The 14,935-nt window shown below is 71.0% G+C and carries 14 protein-coding genes; 2 read left to right on the forward strand and 12 right to left on the reverse strand.

All coding sequences use genetic code 11. The features are described from left to right. The 12 genes from F9C12_RS08660 to F9C12_RS08715 form a co-directional block, all read right to left on the reverse strand. Positions 1-816 carry a DUF1295 domain-containing protein gene (locus F9C12_RS08660; protein ID WP_409181473.1) on the reverse strand — a complete coding sequence of 272 codons (816 nt, stop codon included), beginning with the start codon at positions 814-816 and terminating at the stop codon, positions 1-3. 67 nt (positions 817-883) lie between these two features. Next, a complete protein-coding gene (locus F9C12_RS08665) occupies positions 884-2,389 on the reverse strand; it encodes an MFS transporter (RefSeq protein ID WP_409465477.1) in 1,506 nt (501 codons plus the stop codon). 1 nt (position 2,390) lies between these two features. Next, positions 2,391-3,197 (reverse strand): TIGR03084 family metal-binding protein, encoded by an 807-nt coding sequence (locus tag F9C12_RS08670; RefSeq protein ID WP_409465478.1) that lies wholly within the window; start codon positions 3,195-3,197, stop codon positions 2,391-2,393. 37 nt (positions 3,198-3,234) lie between these two features. Beyond that, positions 3,235-4,263 (reverse strand): carboxymuconolactone decarboxylase family protein, encoded by a 1,029-nt coding sequence (locus F9C12_RS08675; protein ID WP_409465479.1) that lies wholly within the window; start codon positions 4,261-4,263, stop codon positions 3,235-3,237. Then, the gene (locus F9C12_RS08680) at positions 4,260-5,897 is read right to left on the reverse strand and encodes an FAD-dependent oxidoreductase (RefSeq protein ID WP_409181477.1); all 1,638 of its coding nucleotides are present in this window, start codon (positions 5,895-5,897) and stop codon (positions 4,260-4,262) included. The genes F9C12_RS08675 and F9C12_RS08680 overlap by 4 nt, the downstream gene beginning before the upstream one ends. Beyond that, on the reverse strand, positions 5,894-6,448 hold the full coding sequence (locus F9C12_RS08685; RefSeq protein WP_409187032.1) for a DUF5987 family protein: 555 nt from the start codon (positions 6,446-6,448) through the stop codon (positions 5,894-5,896). Before F9C12_RS08685 ends, F9C12_RS08680 begins: the two co-directional genes overlap by 4 nt. Before the next feature lie 205 nt (positions 6,449-6,653). After that, positions 6,654-7,331 carry a DUF899 family protein gene (locus tag F9C12_RS08690; protein WP_409181478.1) on the reverse strand — a complete coding sequence of 226 codons (678 nt, stop codon included), beginning with the start codon at positions 7,329-7,331 and terminating at the stop codon, positions 6,654-6,656. 7 nt (positions 7,332-7,338) lie between these two features. Next, positions 7,339-9,543, reverse strand: coding sequence for an ATP-binding cassette domain-containing protein (locus tag F9C12_RS08695; RefSeq protein WP_409465480.1), 2,205 nt, complete (start codon positions 9,541-9,543; stop codon positions 7,339-7,341). Positions 9,544-9,682: 139 nt separating this feature from the next. Further along, positions 9,683-10,117 carry an enediyne antibiotic chromoprotein gene (locus tag F9C12_RS08700; RefSeq protein ID WP_409181480.1) on the reverse strand — a complete coding sequence of 145 codons (435 nt, stop codon included), beginning with the start codon at positions 10,115-10,117 and terminating at the stop codon, positions 9,683-9,685. Between the two features lie 133 nt (positions 10,118-10,250). After that, a complete protein-coding gene (locus F9C12_RS08705) occupies positions 10,251-10,619 on the reverse strand; it encodes a VOC family protein (RefSeq protein WP_409181481.1) in 369 nt (122 codons plus the stop codon). A gap of 34 nt (positions 10,620-10,653) precedes the next feature. Beyond that, on the reverse strand, positions 10,654-12,138 hold the full coding sequence (locus F9C12_RS08710) for a DHA2 family efflux MFS transporter permease subunit (RefSeq protein WP_409465481.1): 1,485 nt from the start codon (positions 12,136-12,138) through the stop codon (positions 10,654-10,656). Positions 12,139-12,181: 43 nt separating this feature from the next. Further along, the gene (locus F9C12_RS08715) at positions 12,182-12,724 is read right to left on the reverse strand and encodes a dihydrofolate reductase family protein (protein ID WP_409181483.1); all 543 of its coding nucleotides are present in this window, start codon (positions 12,722-12,724) and stop codon (positions 12,182-12,184) included. Between the two features lie 148 nt (positions 12,725-12,872). Here F9C12_RS08715 and F9C12_RS08720 point away from each other — a divergent pair, with 148 nt between their 5' ends. Both F9C12_RS08720 and F9C12_RS08725 read left to right on the forward strand, forming a co-directional pair. Beyond that, the gene (locus F9C12_RS08720; RefSeq protein ID WP_409181484.1) at positions 12,873-13,244 is read left to right on the forward strand and encodes a YciI family protein; all 372 of its coding nucleotides are present in this window, start codon (positions 12,873-12,875) and stop codon (positions 13,242-13,244) included. 47 nt (positions 13,245-13,291) lie between these two features. Beyond that, positions 13,292-14,470 carry an RNA polymerase sigma factor gene (locus tag F9C12_RS08725; protein WP_409465482.1) on the forward strand — a complete coding sequence of 393 codons (1,179 nt, stop codon included), beginning with the start codon at positions 13,292-13,294 and terminating at the stop codon, positions 14,468-14,470. The last annotated feature ends 465 nt before the right edge of the window (positions 14,471-14,935 follow it).

A 14,935-nucleotide genomic window follows, 5' to 3' on the forward strand; every position in this document is an offset into this window, starting at 1 on the left:
CTACTCAGTCCGAAGTGGACGCCGGCGCGGGAACCACGGCACGATCGGCGAAACGCGCCGCTGGTAGTCCGCGTACTCCGGGTAGCGGCCGAGCGTGATGCTCTCGGTGAAGATCGTCGAACCGGCGAACAGCGCCGTCAGCAGGACCGCTCCGGCGACGGTCCAGGTGACCGCGCCCGCCGCGGAGACGCCGAACAGGAACACCAGCCACCACTGCGCTTGTTCGAAGAAGAAGTTGGGGTGGCGGGAAAACCGGAAGAGCCCGGTCTGCGCAAACCGCGGGTCGGGAGTCCGCCCGGCGGCCGTCTCGCGCTTCTTCCACTGGTGGAAGTTCCACTGCTGCTGGTCCGCGATCGTCTCGCCGGCCAGGCAGGCCAGGAACGCGACGGCCAGCACGACGTCGGCGATGCCCAGCGGCGTCCGATGCTCGAGCGCGGTCCCCGCGGGAAGCGTGATGAGCAGCAGGAGCGCGTTCTGGTAGAGCGTGATGAAGAAGAAGTTGAACAGCTGGAACTGCCACGGGGCCATCCGGCCGCGCAGCACCGCCCAGCGGTAGTCCTCGCCGCCGGGCGCGTAGCCGCCCTTGCGGGCGTAGTTGAACGTCAGCCGCGCGCCCCACAGGAAAACGAGCGCGAACAGCAGGTTCAGCCGGGCGTCCGCGAATCCCGCGTGCCCGGCGAAGATCCCTGCGTACCCCACCGGGACGACCGACCAGATCCGGTCCACCCAGGAGTACTCCCTGGTGAGCACCGACAGCAGCCAGCAGCCGGCGCAGACGCCCGCGAACACCCAGAGGCACGCCTGGAACGCGTTCATGCCCGCGACAGTACTGCCGGAACCGCCGAGGCGGTCCCGGCAGCGCCCCCGGGACGAAACCGGCCGGTCAGGCCTGCCCGGCCCGGGATTTCCGCAGCACCCGCTGCCGCCTGCTGGTGTAGGCCGCGACCGAACCGCACAGCAGCGCCAGGAGCGCGACCGACCACAGCACCTCCGTCACCGACTTCACCAGCAGCGAAAGCACCAGCGGCCCGGTCAGCCCGCCCAGCCGGTTGAAGAACGACACCGACCCGGCGACCCGGCCGCGCTTGCCGTCCTCGGTCACGTCGGCCGCGACCGGGAGGAACACCGCGGCCATCGTGTTGACGCCCAGCAAGGCGACCGTCAGCACCGCGGCCGACAGCCACGGCGCGGCGACCGCCCATCCGGACACCGCGAGCGCGAGCAGCAGAACCGCGGTGCACACGGCCAGCCGGACCGTCACGCCTGTCGGGCCGAACCGGCGGTAGCCGAGCACCAGCAGTCCCGCGCACACCACCATCGCCACCGCGGATCCGGTCAGCAGGGCGTTCGCCGTGGTCAGCGAGAGCCCGCCGACGCGGGACAGCGTCGGCACCCACGTGGTCAGGCCGAAGGTGGTCAAGCCGATGGCGAAGGCGAACACCCATTGCAGCCGGGTCGTGAGCGTGTTCCGGACCAGCCAGTTCGTCTCCGGCCCGGGGTTCGCGGGGACGCTCCGCCGATCCGGGATGACCGCCGCGGCGGCCGCCAGCAGCAGTCCGGTCGGCGCGCCGATGAGCCACAGCACGCGCCATCCGTACACCGGCTCCAGCCACAGCGCCGAACCGGACGCGATCAGGTAGCCGATCGCGGTCGCGACGATCGACAGCCCGGTCACCACCGCTCCCCTGCCGCGTCCCGGGAAGAGGTCGCTGAGCACGGTGATCAGCATCGGGGCCAGCCCGCCGACCGCGATGCCCATCAGGAAGCACATCACCACGTTGCCGCCGAAGTCCGGCATGGTGCCGCACATGCTGGTCGCGGTGAACCCGAGCGTGGCGAGCAGGTAGCAGGCCCGCCTGCCGATGCGCTCGGCCAGCTGGCTGAACGCCAGCGCGCCCAGCGCGGTGCCGGACAGCCCGCTCACCGCCAGCAGCGACGCGGTCGAGGCGTCGATGCCGTATTCCGTGCGCAGGCCGGGGATGACGAAGCCCAGCGTCGAGGTCTTGCTGATGTCGATCGTCAGCGCGGCCGTGGCGACCGCCGCGATCATCCGCCGTCCGCGCACCGTCGGCTGCGGCAAGACGGCCGGCGCGGGCCGCTTCCGGCCGAGGACCAGCGCGGCGACCAGCGCCAGCAGCAAGGCCGCTCCGGCGACGAACATCTCCGGCATGTCGGCCAGCGCCATGCCGTGCAGCCTCCGGTCGGCCGCCGACCCCGTCGAGTCCATCGAATCCATCGGCCCCACGGAATCCATCGGGCCCATCGACTCCATCCCGGACATGTCGAACGCCCGGAAGAAACCCCACGCCGAAGCGGCCACGACCACCGCCGCGGCCAGCGCGAGCACTCCCCGCCAGCTCGTCCTGGCCGGTCCCGAAACCGTCGTCATGTCAGTCCGCCTCGGCCATCCGGAACTGCCCGGGCCGCCTGCCCTCGCCCGAGGGGCCCCGGTACGCCTGCGCGACGTCCAGCCAGCGGTCGGCGTCCCGGCCCTCCGCGCGCACGTCCAGGTCGTCGCGGTGCCTGCGGCGCGTGGTCAGCAGGCAGAAGTCGACCGCGGACCCGGTGACCCGCTGCGGCGCGTCCGCCGGGCCGTAAGCCCACTGGGCTCCCGACGGCGCGGTCAGTTCGAAGCGGAACGGGTCCTTCGGCGCGGCGAGCCCGCGCACCTCGAACCCGAAATCCCGGTTGCGGACGGCGAATCCGACGAGATGCTCGATCCGGTCGGTGTATTCGCGGCGCACGCCGACCGCGTCCGCGACGTCCTGGCCGTGCGCGAACAGCTCCATCACGCCCGCCGCGCCGAGGAAACTCGCCGGCATCGGGCGGACCAGCCAGGGCACGATCCGGTCCAGCGGGCCGGAGCCGAGCGCCTTCGCGGCGGCGATGCGTTCCTCCCGCCACCGGCGCAGCAGCCGGTCCGGCGGATCGCCGAGGTACCCGGCGAGCGCCGCGGCGACGTTGGCCTCGAAGTCGTCGCTGAGCCCGGCGGCCATCGCGGCGAACCGCTCCGGGTCCCCCGCCGACAGCGCGGCCATCCGGAACACCGACGCGAGATGCGCCACCTGGTGCGCGACCGTCCAGCCCGGCGCCGGCGTCGGCAGCCGCCAGTGCTCCGGGGCCAGTCCGGCCAGCAGGTCTTCGAGGTCGTCGCCTTCGGCGAGAAAGTCGGACAGGACTCGGGGCATCGCCGTCATGGCTTTCCTTTCGTCTGTTCTGCTGCGAGCCAACTCTTCACCGGCGCGCTCCGCCGGGCATCTCCTCCGGTGCCGACCAGGAACCGGCCGTGCGGGCCGCGGCGAACGCCGCCCAGGCGGTCAGCTCCGCCAACGCCGCGGTGGTCCCGCCGGTCGCCCGGAAACGCGCGACGAGCCCGTCGTCGATCCGGTACGGCGCGAAGGCCGTCAGCAACGCGAGCCGGCCCGCCGCCTCGTGTTCGGCCGGGAGGCGCGCGAAAAGCTCGGCCCCGAGGCCCGGCGGTGCGCCGTCCCACTCCCGCAGCCGCTCCAGGACCACAGCGCGCACCGGTTCCGGGACGGATCGCTCGCCCGCGGCTTCCATCGCGGCCGCGACCCGCGCGAAGGCGTCGGCGAGCACCGGATTCGGTGCCGCCCAAGCCAAAACACCCGGAAGTGCGGCCGGCGGCAGCAGCGCCGTGGCCTCCCCCGGCCGACACGGCGCGGTCGCCGGGCCGGCCAACGACCGGCCGAGCGCCCGCAGCGCGCCCTCGCGCAGCCCGGCCCGCGCGGACGGCGGCAGCGGCGAGGCCTCGAGGAACACGTTCACCATGCGGTTGAGGTAATGGAAAGTCACTGCGACGCCCAGGAATTCCGGCGCCTGCGCCGCGGTGCCCGGCAGTGCCGCGGACCGGGCGGTGTCCCGACGGACGCTCGCTCTGGCCCATTCCGCGACCGGGCCCGCTCCGGGCTGTCCGCCGGTCACCGCGGAGAGCACCGTGCCGTGCACCTCGACGCAATACGGACAGGAGTTCGCCGCCGAGATCTCGGTGGCGAGCGTTTCCTTGACCGGCCTCGGCACCGAGCCGTGCAGCAGCGTCTCCCGCAGCATCGCCCACGCCGCCGCGAGCACCGGCGGCGAGGACGCGTGCAGCGCGATCGGCGGCGCGAACAGGCCGAAGTCGCGCTCCATCTGCCGCCGGACCTCGCCGGCCGGACCGGGTCCGGGCCGGCCGGCGAGACCGTGCCGGACCCGGGACGGCGCCCGGCGCAGGGCGGCGAGCAGCGCCCGGTCGAGCAGGCTCACCGGGAGACTCCGCCCGGCCGCGCCGGAACGGCGGACGGGACCGGGACCGGCGCGCCGTCGCTGACGTCGACGCCCCGCTCGCGGGCCGCCCGAAGGATGCCCGGCATCGCGCGTTCGGCCAGCGCGGAAATGGTCAGCGCGGGATTCACGGTGAGCGCGCCCGGCACCGCCGAGCCGTCGGTGACGAAAATGCCGGGGTGGCCGCGCAGTTCGTGGCCGGGGGTCAGCGCCGAGGTGCGCGGATCGTCCCCGATCCGGCACGAGGCGAGCGGGTGCACGGTGTAGGCGCCCACGAGGTCGTTCGTCCACGGCGCGACCTTCCCGAGCCCGGCGCCCTCGATGATCCGCTTCACCTCGGCGTCCGATTCCGCCCAGGCGCGCAGCGTGTTCTCGGTCGGCCGGTAGGAAAGCGTGCCGCGGCCGAGCATCTGCTGCGAGATCCGGTACGCGTTGCCGGTCGGCGGCGGCGGGCCGAAAACGCCCTCGTTGTCGTCCTCGATCATCGAGAAGACCGTCAGCCACGACTGCCACTGTTCGAGCATTTTCTTCTTGTCCGGCCCGAACCAGCTCGGCGCCGGGCTCCCGGGCGCCTGCGCGAGAATCGTGCCGAGCCCGGGCGGGAAGTACAGCTGCTCCAGCGAATACCGCGAGTACTCCGGCAGCGAGCCGTCGAGGTGGTCCCAGTTGGCGACCACCGGGCCCTTCCCGATCTGGTTGGCCTCGTACGCCCGTCCGTCGCCGCGGTCGAGGCCGAGCACCTCGCGCACCCGGTCCTCGTCGATCACCGCGGTGTTGAGCCGTTCCCCGTTGCCCGAGAAGTACCGGCCGACCGCCTCCGGCAGCGCGCCCAGTCCCTCGGCCGAGCGCTGCAGGAGCACCGGCGTCGCCCCGGCCCCGGCGGCGACGACGACGATCTTCGCGTCGATCGCGCCGGACCCGGTGTGCACGCGGTAGTCGACGTCGTCGACCAGTTCGTAGTGGATCCGGTAGCCGCCGTCGTCGTTGCGGGCGATGCGCTCCGCCTCGTGCAGCGGCCGGATCTCGGCGCCGTGCGCGAGCGCGCCGGGAAGGTAGTTGAACAGCAGCGAGCGCTTCGCGTCGAACCGGCAGCCCGCCATCATCCAGTTGCAGTTGGTGCAGAGGGAATTGTCGACGCCCACCGGGACGGGATTCGCCGTTCCCCCGGCGTGGTCGCAGGCCGCGGCCCACAGGCCGCCCGCGTAGGAGACGTCGTCCCAGCCCTGCTGGGACACCGGGATCGCCGCGGAAACCCGGTCGTACCAAGGATCCAGGGTGTCCCGGGTGATCTCGGCAGGCCACATCCGCCTGCCGATGCTGCCGCGGCGTTCGAACACGAATCGCGGCGCCCGCGGCAAAGCCGCGAAATAGACCACGCTGCCGCCGCCGACGCAGTTGCCGCCGAGCACGCTCATCCCGTCGCCCGCGACGAAATCGAAGACCCGCGTGTAGCTGGAACCGAGCAGGTAGTCGTGGTCGAAGTCGGCGCCGGCCAGCCACGGGCCGCGCTCCAGCACGACCACCCGCGCGCCGCCGGCGGCCAGGTAGTAGGCCGCGATCGCGCCGCCGAACCCGCTGCCGATCACCACCGCGTCGACGCTCTCCACCGCGTTCACGCCGGGCTCCCCGACGCCGTCGTGGCGGGATGCGGCCGGGCGAGCTGCCTGCGGTAGGAGAACTTCGGGAACCGCCACAGCCCGTCGGATCCGGGCCGCGCGAACCCCATCGCGGTCAGCCCGGGGTGGCCCGCCGCGAGCGCCTCGCCGGTGTGCAGGTGCGGAGCGGTGTCGAAGGCCATGTTGCTGAACAAGGCGAGCAGCACCCAGCCGTCCTTCTCCGGATGCCCCGGCGCCGTCAGCTTCGCGACCAGCCGGGCGCGATGCGGATGCGGCAGCGCGACGAAAGGCGGAAGCGCCGCGTCGAGGGTCAATCCGTGCCGGCCTGCGTATTCCGTCGCGTGCTCGTCGAGCCGCGCGGCGAAATCGGGCAGCCCCGCGGACAATCCCGGCGCGGGCAGTTCCAGCACCTCCAGCGCGCCCGCTTCGACCGCGCCCGGACCCGCTGCCGCACCGGCGATCGCGTGGTCGTCCGGACTGCGTTTCGCGCCGGGGACGATGGTGTCGGCGAAGGCCTCCAGCGTCATCGTCCTGCGCTCGTCCTCACCCATGGACATGGCAACTCCTCGTCGGCCCGGCTTGAGTCCGAAGTGGACGGACGGGCGGTTCGGCACTGTGCGCGAACCAGAACACCACGGGGGATCCCGCGCAGCGTCTTCTCGCCTGTCCGGGCGCCGCGTCCGGGCGCGGGAGGAGAAGCCGGGCACGGAAAAACCCGGTCCCCTCGGGCGGGAACCGGGTTTTCCCGGGAGCACGTCAGGAATAGCTCAGCTTCGGGCGCCAGTGCGGATCGCGCCCCTGGGGGAGGAAGTCGAGCAGGTTCCACAGCGCTCCGAGCGGGTCGAGCGCGCGGAAGTCCTGTCCGGGCTCGGGCGGCTCGTAGAACAGTTCGGAGCCCCAGAAATGCCGGACGGACCCGCCGGTCCGGCGGAACACGTTCAGCATCGAGGTTTCGTGGCCCTCCGGCGTGCGCCCGAAGTAGTCCCGGTTGTAGTCGTTGCCCGCGGTGGACAGCAGGCGCAGCCGCCGCCATCCCCGGCCGGCCGCGAATTCCCGCAGCCGGTCCGTGCTCGAACTCGCGACCACCCAGAAGTCCGCCTGCCTGCCGACGTGCTCGGCCACGCCCTCCAGCCCGTCGAGCAGCGACGTGCACATCGGGCACGCCTCGGCCCGGTCCGGCCCGAACATGAAGCTGTAGACGGCGAGCGAATCCCGGCCAGGGGAAAACAGCTCGGACAACCGCACGTACGGCGCTTCGCCGCCAGGGTCGACGCGGCGGAAGACGTAATCCTGCGGCACCTCCCCGCCGGGCGGCAGGCGGCGGCGCGCTTCGGCGACCTCCTCGGTCAGCCGGCGCAGTTCGATCTCCCGCCGCAGCAGCGCGTCGCGAGCGGCTCGGTACTCCGGCGACTCCCCGGGAAACGCGACCGGCACGTCCGCCTCACTTCTGCCGTTCGCGCAGATACCGCGCGGTGAGCGACTTCTTGTTCTTGAGCAGCTTCGCGGGCGGGCCTTCGAACACGACGCTCCCGCCGTCGCGCCCGGCCCCGGGGCCGAGGTCGACGATCCAGTCCGCCCTGGCGATCACCTCGAGGTTGTGCTCGATCACCACCACCGTGCTGCCCGCGTCCACCAGCCGGTCGAGAAGGCCGATCAGCGTGTCGACGTCGTTCATGTGCAGCCCGGTGGTCGGCTCGTCCAGCACGTAGATCTGCGCGGATTTCCCGAGTTCTCCGGCCAGTTTGAGCCGCTGGCGCTCGCCGCCGGACAGCGTGCTCACCGGCTGCCACAGCGTCAGATAGCCGAGCCCGACCTCCTCGAGGGTCTTCAGCGTGCGCAGGATCGGCTTCTCGGTGAAGTACTCGCGGGCCTCCGCCACCGACAGCCCCAGCACCTCGCTGATGTCCCGGCCGCGCAGCTGGTACCGCAGCACCTCGGCGGTGAACCGCTTGCCCGCGCAGGTCTCGCACGTCGTGACCACCGGGTCCAGCTGGGCCAGGTCGGTGTAGATCACGCCGAGGCCCTGGCAGTCCGCGCAGGCCCCTTCGGAGTTGGCGCTGAACAGGGCCGCGCTCACCTTGTTCGCCGACGCGAAGGCCTTCCGGATCGGGTCGAGCATCCCGGTGTAGGTGGCCAGGTTGGACCGCCTCGACCCGCTCGCGACGTTCTGGTCGATGATCGTGCAGTCCGGGTAGCTCGCCGGAAGGCAGCCCTGCACGAGCGAGCTCTTGCCGGACCCGGCCACCCCGGTGACCACGGTGAGGACGCCCTCGGGCAGTTCGACGGTGACGTCCTTCAGATTGTGCAGCGAGGCGTTTTCGATCAGCAGCTTCCCGGTGGGCTTGCGCGGGCTGGCCTTCACCTCCGCGTGCCGGCTCAGGTGCTGCCCGGTCAGCGTTCCGGAGGAGGCCAGCGCCGCGAACTCGCCCTCGAAGACGACCTCGCCGCCGGCCGCGCCCGCGCCGGGGCCGAGGTCGACGATGTGGTCGGCGATCGCCATGATCTCCGGTTTGTGCTCGACCACCAGCACGGTGTTCCCCTTGTCCCGCAGCCTGCGGAACAGCTCGTTGAGCCGGTGCAGGTCGTGCGGGTGCAGTCCCACGCTGGGCTCGTCGAAGACGTAGGTCAGGTCGGTGAGGCTCGATCCGAGGTGGCGCACCATCTTGACCCGCTGCGATTCGCCGCCGGACAGCGTGGAGCTCTGCCGGTCCAGCGTCAGGTAGCCCAGCCCGATGCGCTCGAGGCTCTCCAGCCGTTCGCCGAGCGCGGCGACCAGCGGCGCGACCTCCGGCTTCGTGATCCCCCGGACGAACGCGGCCAGGTCGGCGACCTCCATCGCGGTGCAGTCCGCGATGTTCTTGCCGTCGAGCTTCGCGGCCAGCGCCGCCTGGCTCAGCCGGGTGCCGCCGCACAGCGAGCACGGCTGCGTGGTGACCACCCGCTCGTAGTCCTTGCGCAGGTGCGGTTGCAGCCCTTCGACGCCCTTGGCCAGGTAGTTCTTCTTGAACCGCGGGATCAGGCCCTCGTAGGTGGCCTTGAAGGTCTTGCCCGCGTAGACGATGTCGATCTTGGTGTCGCCGAGGTGGACCAGCTTGTGCCATTCGTCCTCGGTGAAGTCCCGCAGCTTCTTGTCGTTGTCGAAGAAGCCGGAGTTGACCATCAGGCCCCAGAACCGCGAGTCGACCGCGAAGGTCGGGAACCGGATCGGGCCCTCGTTGATCGATTTGTCCCGGTCGACCAGCGCGTCGACGTCCACCGCGGACACCTGGCCGATGCCCTCGCAGTCCGGGCACACGCCCTGCGGGTCGTTGAAGGAGAAGGCGCGGGCGCCGAGCTTGCCGCCGCCGGTGCAGCGGGCGAAGATCTGCCGCAGCAGGGCGTGGCTGTCGGTGGCGGTGCCGACCGTCGAGCGGGTGTTGCCGCCGAACCGTTTCTGGTCGATGACGATCGCCGCCGACAGGTTTTCCACCGAATCCGCTTCCGGCCTTCCGTAATGCGGCAGCAGGGCCTGGACGAACAGCGGGTAGGTCTCGTTGATCAGCCGCTGCGATTCGGCCGCGATGATCCCGAACACGAGCGAGGACTTGCCCGATCCGGACACCCCGGTGAACACGGTGATCTTGCGCTTGGGAATGGTCAGCGACACGTTTTTGAGATTGTTCTCGCGTGCGCCGACGATCTCGATGTCCCCGTAGATTGCCCTGCTCCGTTCCCTGCCCGTGCGCCCGGAAAAAGTGGATGCGCCGGCGGTTCCGGGGCGCCCCGGAACCGCCGGCGTGCTGGCCTTACGAGAAGAAGATCTGCTGCCCGCCGCCCTGCAGCGAGGAATCGCGGACCCCGATGAAGCAGACCGCGGTGCCGCAGTCGACGGTGCCGGCGTCGGTGCCGTCCGGCAGCTTGGCGGCGAAGCTCTTCTTCACGACATAGGTGGTGCTGCCCGAACCGCTGGCGTCGGTGGTGAACGTCAGCGGCGGAACCTCCTTGCACGCTCCGGCGTTGTTCGCCGCGGGCGTGCACTCCGAGATCGTCAGAGTGGCGTTCGCCCCGAAGCCGGTCGCGGTGACCGTGACCGACTGGCCGTCGCTGAGGCCAGTGGCCGGCGACACCACGACCGCCGGCGCCGCGGGCTCGGCCGAAGCGGCAGACGCCAGCAGCGGCAGCACCGAAACACCGGCAGCCGCGGCGAGAGCGACCTTCACGCGCGCCTTGGACATGACCATGACAACTCCGTTCTCACGGTTTCCGAATGGGATTTCCCGGGAATTCGGGCGGGGGCATTCGCTTCCACCGCCCGAATTCCACCTTACAAATACCGCCGGAGTTCTGTCAACAAGTTTCCGTCCGGATTCGCTTTCAGTTTTCCTGGACGACGGAAAGAATGTTTCCGGCCGGGTCCTTGAACCACGCGATGAGCGGGCCGCCGAGCCGGAACACGCCTTTTTCGTCCACGCCGTCGAACGGCTCGAAGGAAACGCCCGCCGCGCCGAGGTCAGCGACCGCCTTGTCGATGTCGTCCACCGGGAAATTGAGGACGGTGTACTCGGCGGGGACGTGCTTGTCGCCCTTCGGGTAGACCAGCACCTCCCGGCCCTCGCCGAAATGCAGGCGCAGCATGCCCCAGTTTTCGGTGACCTCGATGCCGAGGGTATCGGCGTAGAATTTCTTCGCCACCGGGACGTCGTCCACCGAGAACCCGCTGAATGCCTTGCTGGTGTCGAACACTGTTTGCTCCTTCAATTCGGGAATCGGCGCGCCGTCACGCGGGCGCCGGGTTTTCTTTCGGTGCGCCCCATTCCGCGGCCTTGGGGTTGCCGAGCAGCGCCAGCACCAGCACGGCGGCGGCCGCCATGAGTGCCGCGCCGACCCAGAACGAGAGCGCGAATCCGCTGGCCGCCGCGGCGTCCGGCGCCGCGCCGGACCGCAGCTGGCCGGTGGTGTGCGTCAGCGCGAGCGCGACCAGGCAGGCGATCCCGACCGCGGCGCCGACCTGTTGCATGACGTTCTGCACCGCCGAGGCGAGGCTGGAGTTCTCCGTGTCCACCTCGTGCAGCGCGGCGCTCGTCGACGCCGGGATCGCGATCCCGGTGAACGCGCCGAGAATGATCATGCCGGGCAGCACGCCGCCGACGTACCCGGAATCGGCGTCGATCATCCCGGTGAGGAAAAGCCCCACCGCGGAACCGACGAATCCGATCGCGAGCGTCGCCCGCACGCCCAGCTTCGGCATCAGCGCGTTGTTCGCTCCGATGCCGAGGCCGATCGCGAACCCGAACGGCAGATACGACAGCCCGCCGGTGAGCGGGCTGTAATGCAGCACCTGTTGTTCGTACATGGTCAGCAGATAGGAATAGGTGAAGAACCCGCCGGTGCTGACCAAGGTGGCGACGTTCGCCACCAGCCGGGTGCGGTTGGCGAAAAAGCTCAGCGGGATCAGCGGGGCCGCCGAACGGGATTCGATCGCGAGCATCGCGGCCAGCGCGGCGAGCCCGCCGAGCAGCGGGACGAGCACCTGCCACGCTCCCCACGAACGGGAAACCGCCTGCAGCAGGCCGTAGACGACCGCGCTGAGCCCGAGCGTCCCGACGATCGCGCCGCTGAAGTCCAGCCGGGCGCGCACGCGGGTCATCCGGCTTTCCGACGTCAGCATCGGGACCAGGACGAGCGCGACCACCGCGACCGGAACGTTGATCAGGAAGATCCACCGCCACGACACGAGGTCGACCAGCACGCCGGACAGCACCGAGCCGGTGACGCCGCCGAGCCCGGCGAGGCCGCCCCAGATCCCGAACGCCTTGCCGCGTTCCTTGGCGTCGGTGAACAGCAGCGCGATCAGCCCGAGCGCGGCCGGCGCGGTGAGCGCCTCGCCCAGCCCCTGCACGAACCGGCCAGTCACCATCGTGGCCGGGTTCGCCGCGGCCCCGCAGACCACCGAGCCCACGCCGAACACCACGACGCCGGTCATGAACAGCCGCCGCCGCCCGAAGACGTCGGCGAGCCTGCCGCCGAGCAGCAGCAGCCCGCCCGCCATCACGACGTAGCCGTTGACGACCCAGGCCAGCCCGGCCGACGAGAAGCCGAGCGTGTCCTGGATCCGCGGCAGCGCGATGTTCACGACCGTCACGTCGAGGATGAGCATGAACTGGACCAGGCCCAGCACGGCGAGGGTGCGCCATCTCCGGGGGTCCGGCGGGCCGGCCGGATCCCCCTGGTGCACGGCCTTCTCGTTCGGCTCCGCGGTCATCGTCTTCCTCCTCGCTCAGCCCGTTCCCGGGCGCGCATCCGCCTCAGCCCCGCTTCGGGCGGTACGTCACCGAGATGACGCCGTTCCCGAACGTCCTGGACGCGGTCAGTTCGAGGTCGGCCCGGTCGGAGGGCTCCTCGAACAGCCGCGCGCCCGAGCCGAGCACGATCGGGTGAATCAGCAGGCTCAGCTCGTCCAGCAGGCCCGCCAGCAGCAGCGAGCGCACGAGCTTCGGGCTGCCGGGGATCTGGATGTTGCGGCCCGGCTTGTCCTTGAGCGCGGTCAGCTCGGCCGCCAGGTCGCCGCCGAGCAGGGTCGAGCCGTTCCAGTCCAGCTCGGTCAGCGTGCTCGACACGACGTACTTCGGGGTGTTGTTCATGAACGCGGCCATCGGGAACGAGTCCCCCATGCCCGGCCACAGCCGGGCGAAGTCCACGTAGGTGTTCCGGCCGAGCAGGATGGCGTCGGACTCGGCGATGCCGGTGTGGATGACCTCGTCCATCTCGGGACTCTGCATCATCCAGTCCGGAGGGGAGTCGGTCACGCCGTCCAGCGAGACGGACAGTCCTGCCACGATCTTTCGCACCACTATGCTCCTTCTTACGCGGACCGACCGCGCGCTCTCCGGCGCCGGGCGGGCTCCTTACACTGGGGACGTCGGAGCCGGGACTGCCGGAAGCGACACGGCCGCGGAAAAAACTCCGGAAATTTTCGAGACGGCGGAGGGGCCCCGCGTGCGGTACCTGATCATGATCCACAGCAACCCGAAGTTCCGGGAGATCTGGGAAGAGCTGCCCAACGAGAAGCGGGCCGAGTTCGGCCGAGGGCACATGGCGCTGAACCGCACGCTCGAGGAGTCCGGCGAACTGATCCTCAGCGAGGGGCTCGCGGACCCGGCGATGGCCAAGTGCGTCACCGTGCTCGACGGGAAGGCGGTGGCGAGCGACGGGCCGTTCGCCGAGGTCAAGGAGCATCTGGTCGGCTTCTACCTGGTCGAATGCGACAGCATGGAGCGCGCGCTCGAGCACGCCGCGCGGGTCCCGGACGCGCAGTACGGGAAGATCGAGGTGCGGCCGATCCTCGACGTGAAGGCGATGGATCTCTGACCGCGGCACACGGCTTCGAGCACCTGCTGCGCGATCTCACGCCGCAGGTGCTCAACGCCGTCTGCCGCCGGTTCGGCGACTTCGCGCTCTGCGAGGACGCCGTGCAGGAGGCGCTGCTGGCGGCCGCGTTGCAGTGGCCGAAGCAGGGCATGCCGGACAACCCGAAGAACTGGCTGATCACCGCGGCCTCGCGCCGGCGCATCGACCTCCAGCGCAGCGACGCGGCCCGCCAGCAGCGCGAGAACACCGCCGCGATCCTGGCGCTGCCGCAGCCCGAACCGGTCCCGGCCGTCGACGACACGCTCACCCTGCTGATGCTGTGCTGCCATCCGGAGCTGAGCGAACCGGCGCAGCTCGCGCTGACCCTGCGCGCGGTCGGCGGGCTCACCACCGCGGAGATCGGCCGGGCGTTCCTCGTCCCGGAGAAGACGGTCAGCCAGCGGATCAACCGGGCGAAGAAGCGGATCAGCGCGAGCGGGGCGCAGTTCCGGATGCCGCCGCCGGAGAAGCAGGCCGCCCGGATGAGCGCGGTGCTGCAGGTGCTGTACCTGATCTTCAACGAGGGCTACACCGCGAGTTCGGGCACCTCGCTGAACCGGGTGGAGCTGACGGCCGAGGCCATCCGCCTCACCCGGCAGCTGCACGCCCAGGTCCCCCACGACGGAGAGGTCGCCGGCCTGCTGGCGCTCATGCTGCTGACCGACGCCCGCCGCCCGGCCCGCACCCGGTCCGACGGCAGCGCGGTGCCGCTCGCCGAACAGGACCGCTCGCTGTGGGACTCCGCCGCGATCGCCGAGGGACTCGAGCTGATCGGCAAGACGCTGGCCAGCAGCAGGCTCGGCCCGTACCAGATCCAGGCCGCGATCGCCGCGGTGCACGACGAGGCCGCGCGCGCGGAGGACACCGACTGGCCGCAGATCCTCGGCCTGTACGACCTGCTGCTCGGCATCGCCCCGAGCCCGGTCGCGGCACTGAACCGCATCGTCGCGGTCGCGATGGTGCACGGACCGGCGGAGGGGCTCCGCCAGCTGGACGGGATCGCCGGGGACGCGGCACTGGCGTCGCACCACCGGGTCGACGTGGTGCGGGCGCATCTGCTCGACATGGCCGGGGAGCACGAGAAGGCACGGTCGTATTACCGGTCGGCGGCACGGCGGACGTTGAGCGTGCCGGAGCAGCGGTATCTCGAATCCCGTGCTGCGCCGGAGAATCCCGCGTCTTCCTGACGGAACTGCCGGTCGGGGGGTTGGCGGGCACTGAGCGGCTTGGAGCGACGGGATCCCGCACCTTGCTGACGGACTCTTCTCCGCAGCCCGCCGACGCCCGCGCGCGGAGGGACGGGCGGGCAACACACCATCGGGTGGACGTGGTGCGGGCGCATTTGCTCGCGATGGCCGAGGAGCACGCGCAAGTACGCTTCGCATTCCCGGTCGGCGGCATGACGGGCACTGAGTTCTCTGGAGCGATGGGATCTCGGATCCCGCGCCGCACCCTACGATCCCGCACCTTCCTGACGGGACTCTTCTCCGCAGCCCCGCCTCGCCGCCCACCGATGCCCGCGCGCAGAGGGCGCGCTGGCAACACACGCCGGGGGTCGACGTGGCGCGAGTGCATTTACTTGCCATGGCCGGGAAGCATGAGAAGGCACGGTCGTGTTATAGGTCGGCGGCGCGGCGGGCGCTGAGCGGCAC

Source organism: Amycolatopsis sp. GA6-003 (assembly GCF_046267895.1).
In the GTDB taxonomy this organism is placed as follows: domain Bacteria; phylum Actinomycetota; class Actinomycetes; order Mycobacteriales; family Pseudonocardiaceae; genus Amycolatopsis.

What these genes read in the sequence shown, in the direction of transcription:
- F9C12_RS08660 (WP_409181473.1), bottom strand. Translation starts at nt 816, where the DNA reads ATGAACGCGTTCCAGGCGTGCCTCTGGGTGTTCGCGGGCGTCTGCGCC.
- F9C12_RS08665 (WP_409465477.1), bottom strand. Translation starts at nt 2,389, where the DNA reads ATGACGACGGTTTCGGGACCGGCCAGGACGAGCTGGCGGGGAGTGCTC.
- F9C12_RS08670 (WP_409465478.1), bottom strand. Translation starts at nt 3,197, where the DNA reads ATGACGGCGATGCCCCGAGTCCTGTCCGACTTTCTCGCCGAAGGCGAC.
- F9C12_RS08685 (WP_409187032.1), bottom strand. Translation starts at nt 6,448, where the DNA reads ATGGGTGAGGACGAGCGCAGGACGATGACGCTGGAGGCCTTCGCCGAC.
- F9C12_RS08700 (WP_409181480.1), bottom strand. Translation starts at nt 10,117, where the DNA reads ATGGTCATGTCCAAGGCGCGCGTGAAGGTCGCTCTCGCCGCGGCTGCC.
- F9C12_RS08710 (WP_409465481.1), bottom strand. Translation starts at nt 12,138, where the DNA reads ATGACCGCGGAGCCGAACGAGAAGGCCGTGCACCAGGGGGATCCGGCC.